Source organism: Sphingobacterium sp. InxBP1 (assembly GCF_026191775.1).
GTDB lineage: Bacteria > Bacteroidota > Bacteroidia > Sphingobacteriales > Sphingobacteriaceae > Sphingobacterium > Sphingobacterium thalpophilum.
Window position 1 is genome coordinate 54,545 of record NZ_JAINDX010000040.1, and the last position, 19,487, is coordinate 74,031.

Below are 19,487 nucleotides of genomic sequence, written 5' to 3' on the forward strand. Positions count from 1 at the left end.
GACTCGTATAATTAAATGTTTTTTGCTTTTAATCGCATACAAAACTATTCAATTTTTGTGAGCTTGTTAAGCCGTTTTTGTTAAAAAAGGTTAAACAATTGTTGCACAGTGTTTTAGAAAAACTGGAAGTAAATTATCGTCAGTGCGATGATGGCGTATATGACCTCAAAAAACCACTTCTTTTTAGCATAGGTAAAATAATAGCCCATATAAATAGCAATAGGAGGTGCACAGAGAAGGAAATGGGCTTCCGTTAATTTTTTGTTCCAATAGAAGGAGGCTATTGCGAGGCATAACATAAAGAATAGCAACTGAAAGGACTTGCGGATATGCACGATGCTCTTAAAGAAATTATCTTTTAGAATCAGCAGAAAGAGAATCAAGGTGAAAATGATCGGAATCAGTACCAGATAATCGACAAGCTGAATGCGGATTGCAGTAGGAAATTTGTAGGTAAAAGGTAACCAGATGGTATAAAAAAGTTCCATTTTTCCTACCCATAGATAGATCACCGCGAGTATAAAATAAATGGTTGCCAGCCCCAGCAGTGGTGTGATCCATTCCCGCCAGTTAAATGGCCGGAAAATAAGCAGGCTGATCCACAGCAAAAAGAACATGCTAAGAAAGGGGAAGTAGATCAAACTTCCGATGCCAACAATCATCCCTAGATCAAACATTTCCGCTTTTACGTCCGTCTGCCGATATAGGGAAAGCAATTTGCTGAGCATCCATATCGATATAAAATTACAGATCAAGGTCGGTGAGAGAACCAGAAAAGGCAAAAATAGGCTGGCCAAGGTCATGTACATCAGAGCCACCAGAAAGCTGGGCTTTCCCAGCAGATTGAAGTGGCTGGTGATCCGGTTGAGTATAGTTGCCTGAAAGATGGTCAAAATCAGGGTGATAAAGACATTGGTTGCAGGAGAAAGGTTGATCAGGTTGTTTTCTCCCAAAAGATTGCCGAGGGCCGGTTCAAAGATTACGGAGTCCAGCTTATCCGGAAGGTGGAGAAATATGCCAAGGCATAGTATAAAACCTACTGCGGATAAGAACAGAATATTTATGGGCGTGTAATTCCGAAACTGACCTATAATCATGCGATAAATATATTATTTATTCTTTTTTTCCAGTTTGCTGATGCGGCGGTCCAGCAGAAAGAGGAAGAAACCCAGTCCGAGAAAGATGACCAGCATCACTAAGACCACCACGTAGATCTTGCCTTCGCTGCGGAGGCCGGTGGCCATTTCTACGTCGTCCTGCGCAAAGGTGCTTAGCGTCGATAAGATAAGTAAAGCAATTGATAATGTTATTTTTTTCATCTTAATTATATGTCTTTAATGGGCGATGGGCGTTGGAGAATCGTATTGTACTGTCTATAGATTTTATATCCCGCTTCCCATCGCATTATATTCTTTTATTTCTATAGGCTGGTCGATTGCACGTATGGTAAGCCGCCCTAATCGGATTCTTGTTGTTTTTTCTCCAGCAAACGAATACGGTAGCGAAGTGAGCAGATCCAGAATGCGATCATAGGCCAGCCAATCATGGCTGCATAAAACGTGGGCCGCAGTTCGTTGCTCATCTGCAGCTGTCCAAAGGTTGCATTCCCGCCACTTCCGGGGTGCAGAGAGTCGGTCATTTTTGGGAGAATATAGAGTAGTACAATAATAATCGGAAAGGCGAAAATATTATACACTGCTGATATTTTGGCTCTTTTTTGTTCCTCCTCAAGTGCATTGCGCAGGACGAGGTAGGCAAGATACATCAACGTCGCGATGGCTGATCCATTTAATTTGGGATCGTTGGGCCAAGGTTCACCCCAGGTGATATTTGCCCACAGCATGCCCGTAGCCAGCCCAAGAAAACAAAAGGTAATTCCCGTGTTAACCGCTTCGACTGCCAGTAAATCGTATTCCTGCTTGCCGGTATTCAGGTATTTGATACTATAGATTACGGAAATGAGATACATAACGATCATGGCAGACCACATCGGAACATGAAAATACACATTTCGTATACTTTCGTGAAGGATAAATAGACGGGGGACGGGGCCTAAAAGACCATTAATAATGACTGCACTGATGATCAGAACAGCTAGTATTTTCCACCATTTTTTTCTCATGGTAACTTGAATTTAATATGTTTTCGATTCTACAACCTAATCTCGCCAAAGGTACGGAAATAACAATAAAGAAATAGTGACGGTGATTACATTAATTGCGAGTAATACGATTATTTCTTTTGCGCTGGAAGCCCTTTCCAGACCTTCCATTGCATGACGTGAAAGCTTGATCAATACAATCAGTAGAGGGATGATTGCCGGGAAACTTAAAATGGCCATCAAGGTACTGTTATTCCCAGCTTTGGAACTTATGCCAGAGATCATGGTAAATACACTGGCAAAGCTGATGCTACCGAGTATGACAGCTGTAAAATAGAGTAGGGGATCCCCAAGCGGATTTTTAAAAATAACCGAATAGAATGCAAAGGCGATCGAGGCCAGCAGGACCATCAGTAACATATTATAAATGACTTTGGCAAGAATGATCGCTTTGGGATCAACGAGGGAGTAATAGTAAAGTTGCCGGCTGGGGTTTTCCTGAACGAAACTTTTGTTGATGGCATTGATGGATGCAAACAGCATGATAATCCAGAAGAGAGCGTTCCAAACGGTCGAATCTACCGATTTGAATGCCTGATAACAAACAAATACAGTAGATACGACATATAGCAGGATTCCGTTAATGGCATACTTTGATCGCCATTCCAGAATAATATCCTTAAGAATTAGGGTTTTAACCTGTTGCAGTAAAGTCATATGGGACAAAGATACGAATGTATTCTGACCATTAAAGAAGCATAAACCCGTCAGTTCTTAAAAAAATACTTTTTTACTTATGCATTAGAAATTTTTGATTTAGCTGCATCGGTTGTATTGTCGATCTTGCTGGCCAAATTCTGCGCGGCATTATTGGCATGATCCAACGCCTCTCTGCCGGCCTCTTTTGCTTTGTTTTTCAGCGCATCTGCATCTTCAGAAGCTTTACTGAACGCGGCCTGTGCTTTATTTTTGAGGCTATCCAATTCGGCGGAAGCTCTGTTGGCCAATTTTTGTGCTTTCTTAGCTTCTTTTTTAGAAAGTTCCTTCAATGACTTAGTTAAGCTTTTGATGCCATCATTTGCACGATCTAACTGTTTTTTTCCGTCATCGGTTCCTAAAAGATACCATGCAGCAGCTCCCGCAGCCAATCCTACCAAAGCAAATGCCACTAATCCATTTTTGCTATTTTTCATAATTCTTCTATTTTGTTATGTATTCAAATGATAATCAAGTATGATACCAAATGAACAATCACTAGGAGAATTTGTTTAAAAAGAATGGATAATTAACAAAATTTTACATATCTACTTTTTGCTGTTTGGACTGCAGGGTGTAGAGGTGCTGATACAGACCATTTGCTTTCTGTAAAAGTTCGAAATGAGTGCCGCTTTCGGATACGATGCCATTTTCGATAACAATAATTCTATCTGCATCGACGATCGTAGATAGCCTATGTGCAATGATGATCGATGTACGGCCTCGCATCAATTCTTCGAGTGCGTCCTGCACCTGTCTTTCTGATTCGGAGTCCAGGGAAGAGGTTGCTTCATCCAGAATAAGGATGGCGGGGTCTTTGAGCAATGCTCGGGCTATAGCGATGCGCTGACGTTGGCCGCCCGACAATTTTACGCCCCGTTCACCGACGATGGTATCGTATCCTTCGGGAAAGTTCAGGATAAACTGATGGGCATTGGCCCGTTTGGCTGCGGCCATGATTTCGTCATCAGCGGCGTCCAGCTTGCCGTAAGCAATGTTCTCACGAATCGTTCCGCCAAACAGCAGTACGTCCTGCGGTACAATAGCAACCTGGTTCCGTATATCGCAGAGTTCGAAATCCGAAGCCGGCTTGCCATCGTATCGGATTTCACCGCTATTGGCCTTGTAAAATTGGAGGATTAAAGAGGCTATCGTTGATTTGCCGGTTCCACTGGGGCCCACAATGGCTACCTTATCACCTGCATGGGCAGTGAAGTTGATATCCTTTAAGATCTGCACATCGGGCCGGCTTGGGTAAGCAAATGCTACATGGTTAAAACTGAGGCTCCCGCTCATTTTTTTGCCGATATCTTTGCAAGTAGGTTCGACTTTGATCTTTTCCTGAGGCTCGTCGAGAATTTCCAGAATCCGTTCGCTGGCACCCAGTGAGCGTTGGATATTGGCGTAGAGTTCAGGAAAAGTGCCCATGGATCCTGCCACAAACATGGAATAGAGTATATAAGTGGTCAGATCTCCCACAGACATCTCATGAATGGATACCAGCGCTGCACCATACCAGATGACGGCAATCACGGCTCCAAAAATGCAGAAGATAATAAATGATGCAAATGCACCACGGAATGTCGCACCACGAACGGCGAGCTTGACGACGGAGTCCATTTGGTTGCTATACCGGCTGAACTCAAAGTATTCATTGACAAAAGCTTTGACATTACTGATGCCAAGCAGCGTTTCCTGGACAATGCTGTTGGATTCAGCCATTTTATCCTGAGCCTGCCGCGACAGCTCACGAATAAATTTACCAAAGACAATGGCAGCAACGACAATGACCGGAAGGATGCAAAGATTCATTAATGCCAGTTTGGGGGAGACCCATACCAGCAGAAATACCCCGAAGCAAAGACTGATCAATTGGCGTAAGATTTCGGCCAGCGTAGTTGTGAGGGTATCCTGAATTTGGGACAAATCCGCAGAAAGCCTGCTGTTTAATTCGCCAACACGGCGGTTGGCAAAAAATTCGATAGGTAAGGAAATCAGCTTATGATAGGTGTCTTTCCGGACCTGAGCCAGCGCACGCTCAGCAATCTCCACGAAAATGCGGATTCGAAAAAAAGATACAATAGAAGTGAAAGAAAGGATAACAAAGGCAATTCCCCCGATGTAATAGACTTCTGCCTGAAGCCAGGGATAAGTTTGTTTGCCCTGGGCAGCATCTATCATGGCGCCAAGCAGGGCCGGAAACGCCAGCATGGACAGGCTGGACAATACCAAAAAAAACATACCCACGCCAAATTTAACCCTATAAGGCCTGAGATAGGTCAATATTTTCGATGCCCGTAAAAGGAGTTCTTTATTTAACTTTGGTTTTGGTAGATCTTCTTCTTGTTTGTTGCCGCTATTGAATCCTCTTGCCATATCCGCTACTTCAAATTTTGTTGCGAGGACAAATGTAGCGAGATTAAAAATATTTTGCTATCATACTTCGGTCAATTTTTTACCCCATTCCATTTTTGACAGAAAGTAGGGGCGAGGATTTGCATCAAAGGCTAAAGGCGACGCTAGGAGACTCCGGACACGCCATTATCTTTTGACATCAGCTTCCGTTTATTACTGCGGTACAGCAAAAAGCCTAAAATAAAGATTGCGGCAAGGGATACATATCCCCAGATAAGACCCAACGGGGACCCTTCGGTCTGGCCTGCTTGCTGGCGCAGCTTGTCATTCTCCCGCTGGAGCTTGTTTATGGTACCAATGTAAGCTGAGACCTGTTTATCGTAATCTGTGGCCAGTTGCTGATATTTGTCTTTTTCAAAGTCTTTGATTTTAAGTAGCTTCTGCGTTTCCAAAAAGATGTTGTTATCCGTGATGACAATATCTTTGAGGATATCAATGCTCTTCTGCATATCTCCTTTGGACTTGAATAAGCCAAACAGCCCCGATTTCTGGGTAAGGCTGCTGTCATAGGCGCCAAATTTTTGCTGGCGGGCATCAAGCAGGTCGTTGACGCGCTTGCGCTGCACCTCAAAAGCACTGGAATCTGCATTTTCCTGTGCAGCGACGGGCACAAGACAGCAGCATACGTATGCCAATACAAGAAGGATTTTTGAGAATTTCATCATGACTTCAACGATCAATTTAAATTAATATTACGCGAGTAGCCCAAGTGTTGGATTACGGTGTGCTTTCGCCATTTCGGATGTCTGTCCGAAACATAAACAGCTGACCTTGGTAAAAGTTGGGAATTAATCTTTAAATTCTATGCGGATGACGTTGGAGTCATCGTCGTGGAGGCCTAAAAGCTGGCTTGCGTTTCCCTTATTGATGGCAATTTCCAAGTAGTTGCTTATCCCAAACAAACACAATTTTTCACCTTCCCCGACTTCATTATAATGCCAGGACAGATTGGTGATTGTTTCATTTCGTTTAAAGTACAAGACGAAGTTACGGCCTTTTTGTACTTTATTGAAGAGGTCTTTGGAAATATTGGTAATGGCATTGCCAAACGAATCGACGTAGATGACATTGCCTCTGATCATGTCCTTGTCGAAGATGGGCTGCAAAGTTACTTTTTCAATCAGTTGATGGATGGGGGTGCCCACATCTTTCAATTTTCCTCCTTTTGCAATATGGCAAGCCGACTTGGAAAGGATGTCGGCCAGGGGAAAATGTAGGTATCTCAGATCCTGCATTAAGTTAAGCTCGTATAATTCCTGCGGATCATTTCCGTTTAACAACAAGCTGAAGATACCATTGTCTGCACCGACGAAATAATGATCATTGTATTTCATGCCGATATATTTGGATTCTTCATGGAATAAAGTGTTGATGCCAATAATATGTACGGTGCCCTTGGGGAAATAATGATAAGCATTGCCGAGGACAAAAGCTGCCCGAGGAATGTTGAATGCGGGGATTTCATGTGTGATGTCAACAATATTAACGTCAGACAACTGCGATAAAAGACTCCCTTTTAACGCCGCCTGGTAAAAATCCTTATGTCCGAGATCTGTTGTTAACGTAATTACTGCCATTCCCTTTCGCCTATTTTTTCGCTCAAAATCTAATCAAATAGAGAGCAAAATTACTATTTATCAGCTGATTTGTAAAGCTAATCGAAGAACTTATTTTGAATATATTTTTTTTCGGTTGATATCCACAAACATAGCGCATATCTATGATGTAAAGAAATCTTTTGTGGACTCTTATAAGCGCTTTAAAATAGAGGCGATTCGCGGACAAATGCAAAAAGAAAGTTTGTTTTTCTTTTTGTAAAAATCTCTCGGCGGTGGCATGTTTTCTCAATAGAATACGTTAATTTTGAATAGTATTATGCAGAGGAGCTTTTGTGTGATCGCTACAATCTAAAGAATTCTAAATAGATAAAATTTGAACGAATTACTAATTGCATTAGATGGTCTGAATTTACCCATACTATGGGGGGCAGACAATGAGCACTTTGATTATTTAAAGAAACAGTTCCCAAAACTGAGAATTGTTGCTCGAGGAAACGAAATGAAGGTGTTGGGCGATGCGAAGGAGCTGGAGCTGTTCGAGCAGTCATTTAAGGCAGTCATGGCTCACCTGGAAAAATATAACAACATCACGCTGCTGGATTTTGAAAATCTCCTTGGCGCGAGTGCCGGTTCCGCGGCACAGCAGGAGAAGGAGCTCTCAGCACAGCATGCTGCGTTTGGTTCGGAGCCCATTGTCTACGGTCCAAACGGCCTGATCGTACGTGCGCGGACACCTAATCAGCGTAAAATGGTGGACAGTATTTCCAAAAATGATATCTTATTTGCGATCGGTCCGGCAGGTACAGGAAAAACCTATACAGCGGTAGCTTTGGCTGTCAGAGCATTACGGAACAAGGAAATTAAGCGGATAATTCTGACCAGGCCTGCTGTGGAAGCAGGAGAGAACTTAGGATTCCTGCCCGGTGACCTCAAAGAGAAAGTCGACCCGTACTTACGGCCGCTTTACGATGCACTCGACGATATGATTCCTGCCGAGAAATTAAAAGGCTATCTGGAAAACCGTACGATAGAAGTCGCGCCTTTGGCATTTATGCGCGGTCGTACACTGGACAATTGCTTTGTCATTTTGGATGAAGCTCAAAATGCCACAGATATGCAGCTCAAGATGTTTTTGACACGTATGGGGCCGACAGCAAAATTTATTGTCACGGGGGACATGACACAAGTCGATTTACCTAAAAAAAATCAATCTGGTTTGTCAACGGCCATACGCTTGTTGGACAATATTGAAGGAATAGACATTATTCATCTCAGTGGTGGCGATGTGGTGCGGCATAAATTAGTACGCCGCATACTGGAAGCCTACGGCGATATTTAACCGGCGATGCATCATTTAATTATTTTTTGAATTTACTTTGAACATGAACGCTATAAAAGAAACAAATTTCAATTTCGACAATCAAACCGCATTTTATAGAGGGAAAGTACGGGACGTGTATACGATTGCCGATACGTATCTGGCGATGGTCGCTTCGGACCGTATATCTGCGTTTGACGTGGTACTGCCGCGTCCGATCCCCTATAAGGGGCAGGTGCTGAATCAGATTGCTGCCAAATTTTTAAAGGCTACGGCCGATATTATTCCCAATTGGGTGGTGTCGGTGCCAGACCCAAGTGTGACCATCGGTCAGATGTGCGAGCCGTTTAAAGTAGAGATGGTGATCCGTGGTTATCTCTCGGGGCATGCATGGCGCGAATATGCTGCCGGCAAACGCGAAGTCTGCGGTGAAGCCCTTCCCGAAGGACTAAAAGAGAATGATAAGTTACCTGCGCCGATCATCACACCAACGACAAAGGCTGCAGTAGGGCATGACGAAGATATCTCGCGGGAAGATATCCTCAAAAAAGGAATTGTCAGCGAGGAGGACTATATACAATTGGAAAAATATACCAAAGCTTTGTTTCAGCGGGGTACCGAAATCGCTGCGCAAAGGGGATTAATACTGGTAGACACCAAATATGAGTTTGGAAAAAAAGACGGTCAGATCGTACTGATCGACGAGATCCATACCCCCGATTCATCCCGGTATTTTTATGCCGAGGGCTATCAGGAACGTCAGGAGAAAGGGGAGCCACAGAAGCAGCTGTCCAAAGAATTTGTTCGTAAGTGGTTGATTGAAAATGGGTTTCAGGGTAAAGACGGGCAGGTGATACCTGAGATGACAGACGAAATTGTTGCGTCCATCTCTGAACGTTATATCGAGCTCTATGAGCATATTGTCGGTGAAAAATTTGTTTATCCGGATCAGGAGGATGTGCTTGAACGTGTAGAAAGAAATGTGACAAAGGCTTTAAAAGAGCTAAATTATTAGTACATTGTGTCCTCAAACAAAGGAGACAGACTTATGAAGTATACTATTGATAAACACGATCGCTATATTGTCATAGAGCCTCATGTGGAAGTGATAGACGCGGAGAACGCCGCGAAGCTTAAAGGAGAGTTTTTGTTGCGCAATACGATAGGGCAGCGCAATATTGTGTTGGACATGATCCATGTCCAAAAGACAGATGAAGTAGGTATCCGTTTGGGGATATTGGCCCATCGTTTATGTCAGTCGGTTGGTGGTATATTTATTTTGGTTAATCTCTGCCCCGCGCTGATGGATATGGTCCGTGTGTCCCATCTCGACAAGTCGCTTAAGATCGCAGCTTCGCTCAAGGTTGCTGAAGATCTGATCTTTGCGCACGAACTGGAATCCGAATATCGGGGGGCAATCGAGGATTAATATGAAGTTTGAAGTTCTGATTTTAGGAAATAGTTCGGCGACACCCATGTTTGATCGCCATCCAACTAGCCAGGTGCTGAACTTTAATGAACAGTTGTTTTTAATTGACTGCGGAGAAGGAACCCAGATGCAACTCAGCAGGTACGGTATTAAAAGCAATCGAATAGGGCATATTTTTATCAGTCATTTACATGGGGATCATTATCTGGGCCTGGTGGGGCTGCTTTCATCGATGCATCTCGTCGGACGCAAGAGTGATCTCCATTTATATGGACCGGCAGCTTTGAAGGAAATCTTGGATATTCAATTCCTGCATTCGGAAACGGTATTGCGCTATAATTTGGTTTTTCATGCGATTTCACCGGATACACCGGGCGTAATTTTCGAAAACAGAACGCTCAGAGTAAGCACCTTTCCATTAAAACATCGCATTGCCTGTACAGGATTTCGATTTGATGAGGGACCGCGTGCCCGCACTTTGCTGGGCGATGTGGTGCAAGCCCTGCAGATTCCGACAGTTTATTATCCTGCAATAAAAAAAGGGATGGATTATGTGGACGAAAACGGTAAGGTCTATAAAGCGGATGAGTTGAGCCTGCCGGCGCCGAAATCCCGGAGCTATGTTTATTGTTCGGATACTGTACGTACACCGGAGTATCTTCCTTATATCCAGGGAGCTGACTTAATCTACCATGAGTCAACATTTTTGCATGATATGGCGGACCGGGCGAAGGAGACGTTCCACACCACAGCGCTTGAGGCCGGAGAGATTGCGCTCGAAACACAGGCAAAAAAACTACTACTGGGCCATTATTCTGCCCGTTATCGCGATTTAAATCCACTATTGGAAGAAGCGCGTTCGGTATTTCCGCGTGCCGAACTGTCGGTCGAAGGTAGGTGGTTTACTGTCTAGCTTCTGCCTCATGTACTCTCCTAACGCTGGCGTGCTCTCTTGACGAACAATACAGCGACCCAGCCGGAAATAAGCCACTACGAATAAAATGTTTATTGTATTGGATTTAATAAACAATTTATCTAAGTTTACGGCTCTAATTTTTTTATAATGGATAATCCATTCAACTTAAACAACCTATTACGGGAAAACATTAAGAAGCTCGTACCTTATTCGTCCGCGAGAGATGAATTTAAAGGAGAAGCGTCCATATTGATCGACGCCAATGAAAACCCTTTTGGATCCCCGCTAAACCATGATTACAACCGCTATCCCGACCCCCTCCAGCATCAAGTTAAAGCCAAACTTTCCAAAATAAAGGGGGTTCCGGCCGAAAATATTTTCCTGGGCAACGGTAGTGATGAGGCAATAGATATTTTATACCGTGCATTTTGTACACCGGGGTTGGACAATGTGATCTTAGTGCCACCGACCTATGGAATGTATGAAGTGTCCGCGAATATCAATGATGTAGCCTTCAAGAAAGTAAATTTAACAGCAGATTATCAACTGGATCTTGATGGTATCGCTGCCGCAATCGATGCACATACCAAACTGATCTTTATCTGTTCGCCAAATAATCCTACTGGAAATTCCATTCGCCGTCAGGATATTGAAACGCTTTTGAATAATTTTCAGGGAATTGTGGTCGTCGATGAAGCTTATATAAATTTTTCGGCGGTGCGATCGTTCACCCAAGAGCTAGCAGAATATCCCAATCTGGTGGTATTACAGACCTTATCCAAAGCATGGGGGCTGGCGGCATTGCGCCTAGGGATGGCGTTTGCCAGTAAAGAGATTATCGCTGTTTACAATAAAATTAAACCGCCATATAATATCAATCAGGCGACACAGGATATTGTACTGGAAGCCTTGGATAACGTAGAGCAGGTCAACGACTGGATTAAAGAGACTGTCGCTGAGCGCGAAAAATTGGTGCGCGAATTGCTTGAACTGGACTATGTACATCATATCACCCCATCAGATGCCAACTTTATTCTCGTCAAAATGAGTGAACCGCGGGCAGTCTACGACTACCTGGTTCAGCACGGTATCATTGTGCGGGACCGTTCCAAAGTCGAACTCTGTGAAGGTTGTTTGCGGATTACCGTGGGTACGCCCACCGAAAATCAAATATTGTTGGAAAAACTTAATCAAATCAATAAATAATACTATGCCTGATAACTTAAAACGTTTACTGTTTATCGACCGTGACGGGACATTAATTCTGGAACCAGAGGATGAGCAGATCGACTCTTTTTCCAAATTGAAGTTTTATCCGGGTGCTTTACAGTATCTGCCACGCATTGCAAAGGAACTAGATTTTGAATTGATCTTGGTGTCCAACCAAGATGGTTTAGGTACTCCTTCCCATCCGGAGGAAAATTTCTGGCCTGTGCATCGTTTTGTGATCGATACGTTTGCGGGAGAAGGTGTAGTATTTGCGAAGGAACATATAGACAAGACTTTTCCCCATGAGAATGCGGAGACGCGTAAGCCGGGGATTGGCATGCTTGGTGAGTATTTTGACCGTTCAGCATATGATTTAAGCCATTCATTTGTCATTGGAGACCGGGTAAATGACGTGAAGTTAGCGCAGAATCTTGGTGCTAAAGCCATCTGGTTACGTGCCAACGATCAGTTGGGTGCTTTGGAGAACGTAGCTATTGATCCGGCTGTGGTCGCCTTGGAGACGACTGACTGGAAGGCTGTTTACGAATTCCTCAAACTCGGTACACGCACAGGAGAGCATCATCGGAAGACAAATGAGACGGATATTTTTATTCAGTTAAATTTGGATGGCTCGGGCAGATCGGATATCGATACTGGACTGCCGTTTTTTGACCATATGCTGGACCAGCTGGCGAGACATGGCGCTCTTGATCTGACCATACAAGCCAAAGGCGATCTTCACATCGATGAGCATCACACCATCGAAGATACGGGAATTGCCCTCGGAGAGGTGTTTTTAAAGGTATTGGGAGACAAACGTGGTATTGAACGCTATGCCTATACGTTGCCCATGGACGATTGTCTGGCGCAAGTGGCCCTCGATTTTGGTGGCCGTAACTGGATTGTCTGGGATGCTGCGTTTAAACGCGAAAAGATCGGAGATATGCCTACAGAAATGTTTTTCCATTTTTTTAAGTCGTTTTCCGACGCGTCGCGCTCAAACCTCAACATCAAGGCAGAAGGTGAAAATGAACACCATAAAATAGAGGCGATTTTTAAAGCTTTTGCCAAATCCATAAAAAAAGCTGTGCGGCGGGACGCAGATCATATGCAATTGCCGAGCACAAAAGGAGTTCTCTAATTAAGGAATAATGTTATCGACGTTACGGCGGTGACTAGTAGGGGGGTAAATCTCTTGTGATCCCACTAAACATTTATGCAGATACTCTTGTTAGAAAGTTATAACGTAAAAATGGTGGGAGACTTTGGGTCGTCCTGGTGATAAAGGGTAAATGTAGGAAGCTATATTAGCGGTACTAAAAGATGATAGGAATTATAAATTACGGTGCTGGGAATATTTTTTCTTTGACGGCTGCGTTAGATCGTGTAGGGCTTGCTTACGGCATGATCAACAAAGCGGAGGAAATCGATCTGTATGATCGCATTATTATTCCTGGCGTAGGTCATGCCGGGGCTGCAATGCAGAAACTGCAGGAATCAGGGCTTGTGCCTTCTATAAAAAAATTACGTAAGCCAGTGCTTGGAATCTGTGTTGGCATGCAGTTGCTAACAGCATTTTCAGAGGAGGGCAATGCGGAGATGATGCAACTATTTCCGCTGAAAACGTTACATTTCAATTCCAGCCTCGCGGGCAAGGTTCCCCATATGGGCTGGAATAGTGTTTCGATATCCGCAGATAATCCTTTATTTGCGAATATTGAAGATCAGACTTATTTTTATTTTGTGCATTCGTATTATATAGAATTCGATGCGGGATATACCGCTGCTCAATGTGATTACGGGGTGCCGTTTTCGGCAGCGATCGCTAAAGATAATTTCTTTGGGGTACAGTTTCACCCGGAAAAGTCGGGTAAAGCGGGAGAGCAGTTGCTGCTCAATTTTTCAACTATTCAAATTGACTAAAAATATTCGATTATGTATATCATTCCAGCAATTGACGTTTTGGACAAAAAAGTGGTCCGTTTAAGAGAGGGTAACTATAATGAGGTTACGACTTACGATATCAGTCTAGAGGCTCAGATAGAAAACTATCACGCTAATGGTACCGAATTGGTGCATATCATAGATTTGAATGGTGCGAAAGGCGACTTTAGCAATCAAGGCTACCTGTTTGATATTATTCAAAAGACTGATATGAAAATCCAATACGGAGGCGGTGTCAGGAGTATCGACAAAGTAAAAGAACTAGTCGATGCAGGTATCTACCGGGTTATTGTCGGTACACAGGCCATTACGAACCCTACCTTTTTGGAGGAGCTCGCCACACTGAATGAGGGAAAAGTGAAATATGCTGACCATATTGTGATCGCTATCGACGTACTCGATGAGGTCATCAAATATTCGGGATGGCTCGAAAGCTCACCGATAAAATTGATCGAATATATTGACAAATGTCTGGCGCTGGGCTTTTTCAGATTCTTGTGTACAGACATCAGTAAAGATGGAAAGTTAGGTGGTGCGGGGGTAGAATTGTACCAAAAGCTACTGAATCATTCACCTATCATTAAGTTAATTGCTTCAGGCGGTATCAGTTCCATGGATGATATTAAAAAACTTCAGGAACTGGGGGGCATTGAGTCTGTTGTGGTTGGAAAAGCCATTTATGAAAATAGGATTTCCATAGATGAGGTCAAGGACTGGAACCTTAAATCGTTAATCAGATTTTAACATGCTTGCAAAACGGATAATTCCTTGTCTGGATGTGAAAGATGGACGTACGGTCAAAGGAGTCAACTTTGTGGACCTGCGCGATGCTGGGGATCCGGTGGAGCTCGCCTATGCGTATTCACAGCAGGGAGCCGACGAACTGGTGTTTTTGGATATTACAGCCACGCATGAGGGACGCAAGACCACGATTGATCTGGTGAAGGCCGTGGCACGTCAAGTAAATATTCCATTTACCATCGGGGGTGGCATCAATGAAATCAAAGACGCGGACATCTTATTGAATGCGGGGGCAGATAAAATTTCTATTAATTCGGCTGCGGTACGCAACCCCGGATTGATCAATCAGATGGCAAATGCGTTTGGTGCCCAGTTTGTTGTGGTTGCTGTAGATACACGCTCTATTGAAGGGCAAGATTTTGTTCATCTAAGTGGTGGACGTATCAAAACGGACCTAAATACGGTGGACTGGATTCGGGAAGCACAGGAGCGTGGCGCAGGAGAGATACTACTCACCTCAATGGATCACGATGGAACAAAAAATGGTTTTGATAACCAGTTTTTACGGACAGTCAATGATCAGATCCATATCCCACTGATTGCCTCCGGTGGCGCCGGAGCACAACAGCATTTTGTTGATGTATTTCAACAGGCCAAAGTGGATGCAGCTTTAGCGGCTTCGGTATTCCACTATGGGGAAATATTAATTCCAGATCTCAAGCAGACTTTACGCAATAACGGTATTGTCGTGAGATAAGGGAAATATAGGTAAAAAATAAAAATTACGCATAACATGTTAGATTTTGCAAAAGGTGACGGACTTGTTCCGGTGATTGTGCAGGACGCCCAGACCTTAGAAGTACTGATGCTGGGCTATATGAATGAGGAGGCATGGCAAAAGACACAGGCAGAAAAGCGAGTGACCTTTTTCTCCCGAAGCAAGAATCGTCTCTGGACAAAAGGCGAAGAGAGCGGAAACTTTTTAAATGTGAAGAGTATTCATGTGGATTGCGATCAGGATACGGTGCTGATCAAAGCCGAACCCATGGGGCCGACTTGTCACACAGGAAGCCGTAGCTGTTTCGGTACCGAATTCAATCAGAATTTTTTGTTGGAACTTGAGCGCATCGTAAACCAGCGATTCGAACACCCGTCGGACGAATCGTACGTCAACCGTCTGCGTACACGCGGGATCAACAAGATTGCGCAAAAAGTGGGGGAAGAAGCAGTCGAGACAGTTATTGCCGCCCTAACGGAAACGGATAAGGATTTTATCAATGAAACTTCAGACCTATTATTCCACCTGATCGTATTGTTGCGTGAGAAAGGATTTTCGCTGGAGACAATAGCGAAAAATCTTGAAAGCAGACACCAATAACGCACTCTTACCGGCAAGGCAGTGCTATACGCCGCAGTCTCTTCCACATTGGATAAAAAATACCAGGCGTAAGGCTTTAAGTTGATATGACAAAATAATCTGAGAAGTGCAGTATATTTGTAGTTATACTGCACTTCTTATTTGCTGTGCGCTTTATTTGCCTTGGAGGCAGTTCTGATTATACACTCTTGTGGCGGGAGAAACAGATGCAAAACAGTCATGCAGCAGCAGTATGCAGGTTTGTGGATTATTATTATGGATATTAAATTAAGAGCGACATTACCGGGACACCGGAATCCAATTTTTTCAGTGGAAAAAGGATATTACCCGAATACATTCTTTACAGCAGGAAATGATAAAGGAGTCGTGGAATGGGATGTCGACAAAAATAGTTTTAAACGTATTCTTTGTGCAGTCAGTTCGTCCGTTTATGCGCTGAAGTTAATTCCGGATACATCCATTCTATCCATTGGCTTACGGGAGGGAAAGCTGCTTTTTGTCGATGTGCAGGAGCAGAAGCTTGTCGCGAGTTTACAGCTTGGCAAAAAAGCGATTTTCGCGATCACTGTTATCCGGCATAAAAATGAGCTTTTGGCAGTGGGCGAAGAGGGCCGGCTTTATGTGATTGACCTGCATGCCTATACGCCGATTTATGACTGTGAGCTTTCTCAGACCACGATACGAAGCATCGCTGTAGATGCGGATGAAAATAAAGTGGCATTGGGAGATAAAGACGGTTGGGTTTACCTGTTGGATGCACAGGATTTTCAGTTGCTGGATCGCGTACAATTACATCGCATGCCCGCGACTTCTTTGGCCTTTCTGCAGGATAAACTGCTGAGCGGTGGACGTGATGCACAGCTGGTCATTTCGGATATAGCACAGTTACACAATAATTTTTCTTTTGTACCCCATCTGTTTACGGTATATGGTATATATCCGCATCCTTATCAACCATTTTTTGCTACAGTAAGCCGTGATAAATCAGTTAAATTTTGGTCTGCTACCGATTTTGCGCTATTGAGAAATATGAGCAGGGATAAGATGCAGGATGGCCATCATCTGTCGGTCAATGCAGGTGCTTGGTCGGACGATGGCCATTATTTTTTTAGTGCTGGCGATGACAAACTCGTGAAAATCTGGGAAATTAATGCGGACTAAGGCTCCAGCAGCTGCAGTATTTGTGTCAGGTACTTTTCGTCAATTTCATCGAAACTGTTCAGTTCGCTACTGTCCACATCCAGCACGCCTATAATTTTTCCTTGTTGATATACAGGCAACACAATTTCAGATCGCGATAAGGAACTGCAGGCGATATGTCCCGGGAATTGGTCCACATCAGGTACTATCAGCGATTTCTCCTGTGCCCAGGCACTGCCACAGACACCTTTTCCCTTTTTTATGCGGGTACAGGCGACAGGCCCCTGGAAAGGACCGAGTACCAGCTCCTCTGCATCCACAAGATAAAAGCCCACCCAGAAGAAATGAAACTGTTCCTTTAAAGCGGCAGCGATATTCGCAAGATTGGCAATCAGGTTATTTTCTCCTAATACTAATCCTCCGATCTGTGGGATTAAATTTTGATATTGTTCTTCCTTACTGCCTTGAGCAATACGTAGGTCTTCAGCCATAAAAATCGTTTAAATTGAGAACTGTGCTATAAAAAAGCGCTAATAGCTGTCAAAGTTAACAGAATATTAGCGCTTTTGTATCAGTTATAGGTGATTATTTCTTTGTGTTGACGATGTTGACCCGAATATAGTTGCTCCGTTTTCCGGAAGGGGTAACCACCACTGCCTTGAATATACGCTCCTTGCTGTTGGGAACCGTTATTTTCACTGGACCAGTATATTCCATATCCAACTCCGACGGATCATAGTTGTCCAATGTGTAGTAGATTTTGGCGCCCTCCACTGACGGTTTTAGTCCGCTTACCGTATATTCAGAAGCGTAAATTGTGGTATCGGATATACCGTAGACTTCAGGTACGCGGTAGAACGTACTGGTCTGATCGAGTTTCGCCAGCTGGCGTGCCGCCCGCTGTTCGGAGAAATTCTTCCAGTTTTTCTTTTCTGGTTGTGTCCAGGCGATTTCCGACAGTGCCAGTACACGCGGCAGGATTGTAAATTCTACTTTATTGGACGAGCCTATATATTCTGTCCACACATTGGCTTGTACACCTAAAACGTGCTTTTTGTTGCTTTCGGATATTTTACCCGGCATGGGATCCGATGCGTAGACTTTCTGTAAGCTCGACAGTCCGCCAATGCTCAGCGGCTCACGGTTTTGATCCGGACCCTGTTTATGATCAAAATAAAGGCCATAGCTGTTTGCAGTGATAATGACGTCATGGCCTTGGTTTGCAGCTTCGATGGCGCCCTGATCTCCACGCCAGCTCATCACAGTGGCATTCGGAGCCAGGCCACCTTCGAGAATTTCGTCCCAGCCGATAATACGTTTGCCTTTGCTATTGATGTATTTTTCCATACGCTGGATGAAATAGCTCTGTAGCTCATGTTCATCTTTAAGGTTGTTGTCTTTAATTCTTTTTTGACAATGCGGACAAGTCTTCCATCGTGTTTTTGGGCATTCGTCGCCACCGATGTGAATGTATTCACTGGGGAATAACGGTATGACCTCATCGATGACATCTTCCAAAAGTTTGAAGGTTTCTTCTTTTCCGGCACAGAATACATCATCAAATACACCCCAGGTCTGCGCAGCTGTGAAAGGGCCGGGCTTGTCGCCGCAGCCTAATTCAGGATAGGCAGATAGTGCTGCAAGTGCATGGCCGGGCATTTCGATTTCTGGAATGACCGTCACATATCTGGATTTGGCATAAGCGACCACTTCTTTGATCTGCTCCTGGGTATAGAAGCCCCCATAAGGTGTATTATCGTAATCACCGTCCGTCTTATAGTTACCCAGAAGCGTTTGTTTGCGGTATCCTCCAATCTGCGTCAGTTTTGGGTGCGATTTGATCTCAATGCGCCAGCCCTGGTCATCCGTCAGGTGCCAATGAAACGTATTCAGTTTGTAAGAAGCCAGGATGTCAATGTACTTTTTGATAAATGTTATGGGAAAGAAATGTCGGCCGACGTCGAGATGAAGTCCACGGTATGCAAAGCGTGGTTCATCCTGAATGCTGGCCTGCGGGATGTCGAGGTTTACATGTTTATCTACCGGAAGTAACTGGATCAACGACTGCATGCCATAAAACAGCCCGGCATTTTTACCGCTGACGATAATACGGTCAGCACCGATGTTAAGGGCATAGGCCTCGACATTTGTCAGGTTCGTATTTTTCGAGGAAAAATAGATACTATTGTTGCCTGGAGATTTTACTAATGGTAAGCTAAGGTTATAGTTACTTTTTAAAAATTCCTGAAATAAGGTGGCTACTTTTTTGTCGCCTTCACCATCAAATGCAATTTTCGTGTTTGCATCGATTCTGAACGATCCGTTTTTGATCTGTACCTGTTGTGGTAAAGGCACGATGTTTAGGCTGATGTCCTTTTTGTCCTGCGCAAATGCAGCTGCACCAATACCTACAGCGAGCGCGAGGGAAAATAGTTTTTTCATGTGTGAGATTATAACTGAAAATAAGAAGCTCTAAAATAATGAATAAATACGATTTAGCAAATAAAAGACGACAATCGATATCCGTAATAAATTTCATTGCCTCATCATCGGCTTGCACTTTGGCTCCTTCGAAATCGTA

General features: G+C 43.8%; 21 protein-coding genes. 11 read left to right on the forward strand and 10 right to left on the reverse strand.

Annotation, left to right across the window (positions count from 1 at the left end):
* Positions 1–113: 113 nt before the first annotated feature.
* The 8 genes from K7A41_RS04635 to K7A41_RS04670 form a co-directional block, all read right to left on the reverse strand.
* Positions 114–1,097, reverse strand: a complete 984-nt coding sequence (locus K7A41_RS04635; protein WP_037534681.1) for a DUF6427 family protein — start codon at positions 1,095–1,097, stop codon at positions 114–116.
* 12 nt (positions 1,098–1,109) lie between these two features.
* Positions 1,110–1,319: a CcmD family protein gene (locus K7A41_RS04640; protein ID WP_028072452.1), complete on the reverse strand. Its 210-nt coding sequence runs from the start codon at positions 1,317–1,319 to the stop codon at positions 1,110–1,112.
* Positions 1,320–1,456: 137 nt separating this feature from the next.
* A complete protein-coding gene (gene ccsA / locus K7A41_RS04645) occupies positions 1,457–2,122 on the reverse strand; it encodes a cytochrome c biogenesis protein (protein ID WP_028072453.1) in 666 nt (221 codons plus the stop codon).
* Between the two features lie 36 nt (positions 2,123–2,158).
* Positions 2,159–2,818, reverse strand: coding sequence for a heme exporter protein CcmB (locus K7A41_RS04650; protein WP_265712794.1), 660 nt, complete (start codon positions 2,816–2,818; stop codon positions 2,159–2,161).
* A 77-nt stretch (positions 2,819–2,895) separates the two neighbouring features.
* Positions 2,896–3,294: a hypothetical protein gene (locus K7A41_RS04655; RefSeq protein ID WP_028072455.1), complete on the reverse strand. Its 399-nt coding sequence runs from the start codon at positions 3,292–3,294 to the stop codon at positions 2,896–2,898.
* A 103-nt stretch (positions 3,295–3,397) separates the two neighbouring features.
* Positions 3,398–5,233 (reverse strand): ABC transporter ATP-binding protein, encoded by a 1,836-nt coding sequence (locus K7A41_RS04660; protein WP_265712795.1) that lies wholly within the window; start codon positions 5,231–5,233, stop codon positions 3,398–3,400.
* A gap of 143 nt (positions 5,234–5,376) precedes the next feature.
* Complete coding sequence (locus tag K7A41_RS04665; RefSeq protein ID WP_265712796.1) at positions 5,377–5,937, reverse strand: hypothetical protein; 561 nt, start codon at positions 5,935–5,937, stop codon at positions 5,377–5,379.
* A gap of 123 nt (positions 5,938–6,060) precedes the next feature.
* Positions 6,061–6,849, reverse strand: coding sequence for an SAM hydrolase/SAM-dependent halogenase family protein (locus K7A41_RS04670; protein ID WP_028072457.1), 789 nt, complete (start codon positions 6,847–6,849; stop codon positions 6,061–6,063).
* 355 nt (positions 6,850–7,204) lie between these two features.
* Between K7A41_RS04670 and K7A41_RS04675 the strand changes: the two genes are divergently transcribed.
* From K7A41_RS04675 to K7A41_RS04725, 11 genes are all read left to right on the forward strand, one after another.
* The gene (locus tag K7A41_RS04675) at positions 7,205–8,170 is read left to right on the forward strand and encodes a PhoH family protein (RefSeq protein ID WP_028072458.1); all 966 of its coding nucleotides are present in this window, start codon (positions 7,205–7,207) and stop codon (positions 8,168–8,170) included.
* 43 nt (positions 8,171–8,213) lie between these two features.
* Positions 8,214–9,164, forward strand: coding sequence for a phosphoribosylaminoimidazolesuccinocarboxamide synthase (locus tag K7A41_RS04680; protein ID WP_028072459.1), 951 nt, complete (start codon positions 8,214–8,216; stop codon positions 9,162–9,164).
* A gap of 33 nt (positions 9,165–9,197) precedes the next feature.
* Positions 9,198–9,578, forward strand: a complete 381-nt coding sequence (locus K7A41_RS04685; RefSeq protein WP_028072460.1) for an STAS domain-containing protein — start codon at positions 9,198–9,200, stop codon at positions 9,576–9,578.
* Position 9,579: 1 nt separating this feature from the next.
* A complete protein-coding gene (locus K7A41_RS04690; RefSeq protein ID WP_028072461.1) occupies positions 9,580–10,491 on the forward strand; it encodes a ribonuclease Z in 912 nt (303 codons plus the stop codon).
* 150 nt (positions 10,492–10,641) lie between these two features.
* Positions 10,642–11,700 carry a histidinol-phosphate transaminase gene (hisC, locus tag K7A41_RS04695; RefSeq protein ID WP_265712797.1) on the forward strand — a complete coding sequence of 353 codons (1,059 nt, stop codon included), beginning with the start codon at positions 10,642–10,644 and terminating at the stop codon, positions 11,698–11,700.
* Positions 11,701–11,704: 4 nt separating this feature from the next.
* Entirely contained in the window at positions 11,705–12,844 is a 1,140-nt protein-coding gene (hisB, locus tag K7A41_RS04700) for a bifunctional histidinol-phosphatase/imidazoleglycerol-phosphate dehydratase HisB (protein WP_265712798.1), read from the forward strand.
* Between the two features lie 182 nt (positions 12,845–13,026).
* Positions 13,027–13,626, forward strand: coding sequence for an imidazole glycerol phosphate synthase subunit HisH (gene hisH, locus K7A41_RS04705; protein WP_028072464.1), 600 nt, complete (start codon positions 13,027–13,029; stop codon positions 13,624–13,626).
* Positions 13,627–13,638: 12 nt separating this feature from the next.
* On the forward strand, positions 13,639–14,391 hold the full coding sequence (locus K7A41_RS04710; RefSeq protein WP_028072465.1) for a HisA/HisF-related TIM barrel protein: 753 nt from the start codon (positions 13,639–13,641) through the stop codon (positions 14,389–14,391).
* A gap of 1 nt (position 14,392) precedes the next feature.
* Positions 14,393–15,145, forward strand: coding sequence for an imidazole glycerol phosphate synthase subunit HisF (hisF, locus tag K7A41_RS04715; protein ID WP_028072466.1), 753 nt, complete (start codon positions 14,393–14,395; stop codon positions 15,143–15,145).
* Positions 15,146–15,181: 36 nt separating this feature from the next.
* The gene (hisIE, locus tag K7A41_RS04720) at positions 15,182–15,766 is read left to right on the forward strand and encodes a bifunctional phosphoribosyl-AMP cyclohydrolase/phosphoribosyl-ATP diphosphatase HisIE (RefSeq protein WP_028072467.1); all 585 of its coding nucleotides are present in this window, start codon (positions 15,182–15,184) and stop codon (positions 15,764–15,766) included.
* Between the two features lie 255 nt (positions 15,767–16,021).
* The gene (locus tag K7A41_RS04725; RefSeq protein ID WP_265712799.1) at positions 16,022–16,927 is read left to right on the forward strand and encodes a WD40 repeat domain-containing protein; all 906 of its coding nucleotides are present in this window, start codon (positions 16,022–16,024) and stop codon (positions 16,925–16,927) included.
* On the opposite strand, the gene K7A41_RS04730 is transcribed toward K7A41_RS04725, so the two are convergent.
* Together K7A41_RS04730 and K7A41_RS04735 are read right to left on the reverse strand one after the other, a co-directional pair.
* Positions 16,924–17,397, reverse strand: a complete 474-nt coding sequence (locus K7A41_RS04730; protein WP_028072469.1) for a GAF domain-containing protein — start codon at positions 17,395–17,397, stop codon at positions 16,924–16,926. The two genes, K7A41_RS04725 and K7A41_RS04730, sit on opposite strands and share 4 nt — an antisense overlap.
* Before the next feature lie 94 nt (positions 17,398–17,491).
* Positions 17,492–19,348 (reverse strand): beta-N-acetylhexosaminidase, encoded by a 1,857-nt coding sequence (locus tag K7A41_RS04735; protein ID WP_265712800.1) that lies wholly within the window; start codon positions 19,346–19,348, stop codon positions 17,492–17,494.
* Between the last annotated feature and the right edge of the window lie 139 nt (positions 19,349–19,487).

Coding starts and splice junctions, on each gene's coding strand:
- K7A41_RS04635 (WP_037534681.1), bottom strand. CDS start 1,097: ATGATTATAGGTCAGTTTCGGAATTACACGCCCATAAATATTCTGTTC.
- K7A41_RS04640 (WP_028072452.1), bottom strand. CDS start 1,319: ATGAAAAAAATAACATTATCAATTGCTTTACTTATCTTATCGACGCTA.
- ccsA (WP_028072453.1), bottom strand. CDS start 2,122: ATGAGAAAAAAATGGTGGAAAATACTAGCTGTTCTGATCATCAGTGCA.
- K7A41_RS04650 (WP_265712794.1), bottom strand. CDS start 2,818: ATGACTTTACTGCAACAGGTTAAAACCCTAATTCTTAAGGATATTATT.
- K7A41_RS04655 (WP_028072455.1), bottom strand. CDS start 3,294: ATGAAAAATAGCAAAAATGGATTAGTGGCATTTGCTTTGGTAGGATTG.
- K7A41_RS04660 (WP_265712795.1), bottom strand. CDS start 5,233: ATGGCAAGAGGATTCAATAGCGGCAACAAACAAGAAGAAGATCTACCA.
- K7A41_RS04665 (WP_265712796.1), bottom strand. CDS start 5,937: ATGATGAAATTCTCAAAAATCCTTCTTGTATTGGCATACGTATGCTGC.
- K7A41_RS04670 (WP_028072457.1), bottom strand. CDS start 6,849: ATGGCAGTAATTACGTTAACAACAGATCTCGGACATAAGGATTTTTAC.
- K7A41_RS04680 (WP_028072459.1), top strand. CDS start 8,214: ATGAACGCTATAAAAGAAACAAATTTCAATTTCGACAATCAAACCGCA.
- K7A41_RS04685 (WP_028072460.1), top strand. CDS start 9,198: ATGAAGTATACTATTGATAAACACGATCGCTATATTGTCATAGAGCCT.
- K7A41_RS04690 (WP_028072461.1), top strand. CDS start 9,580: ATGAAGTTTGAAGTTCTGATTTTAGGAAATAGTTCGGCGACACCCATG.
- hisC (WP_265712797.1), top strand. CDS start 10,642: ATGGATAATCCATTCAACTTAAACAACCTATTACGGGAAAACATTAAG.
- hisB (WP_265712798.1), top strand. CDS start 11,705: ATGCCTGATAACTTAAAACGTTTACTGTTTATCGACCGTGACGGGACA.
- hisH (WP_028072464.1), top strand. CDS start 13,027: ATGATAGGAATTATAAATTACGGTGCTGGGAATATTTTTTCTTTGACG.
- K7A41_RS04710 (WP_028072465.1), top strand. CDS start 13,639: ATGTATATCATTCCAGCAATTGACGTTTTGGACAAAAAAGTGGTCCGT.
- hisF (WP_028072466.1), top strand. CDS start 14,393: ATGCTTGCAAAACGGATAATTCCTTGTCTGGATGTGAAAGATGGACGT.
- hisIE (WP_028072467.1), top strand. CDS start 15,182: ATGTTAGATTTTGCAAAAGGTGACGGACTTGTTCCGGTGATTGTGCAG.
- K7A41_RS04725 (WP_265712799.1), top strand. CDS start 16,022: ATGGATATTAAATTAAGAGCGACATTACCGGGACACCGGAATCCAATT.
- K7A41_RS04730 (WP_028072469.1), bottom strand. CDS start 17,397: ATGGCTGAAGACCTACGTATTGCTCAAGGCAGTAAGGAAGAACAATAT.
- K7A41_RS04735 (WP_265712800.1), bottom strand. CDS start 19,348: ATGAAAAAACTATTTTCCCTCGCGCTCGCTGTAGGTATTGGTGCAGCT.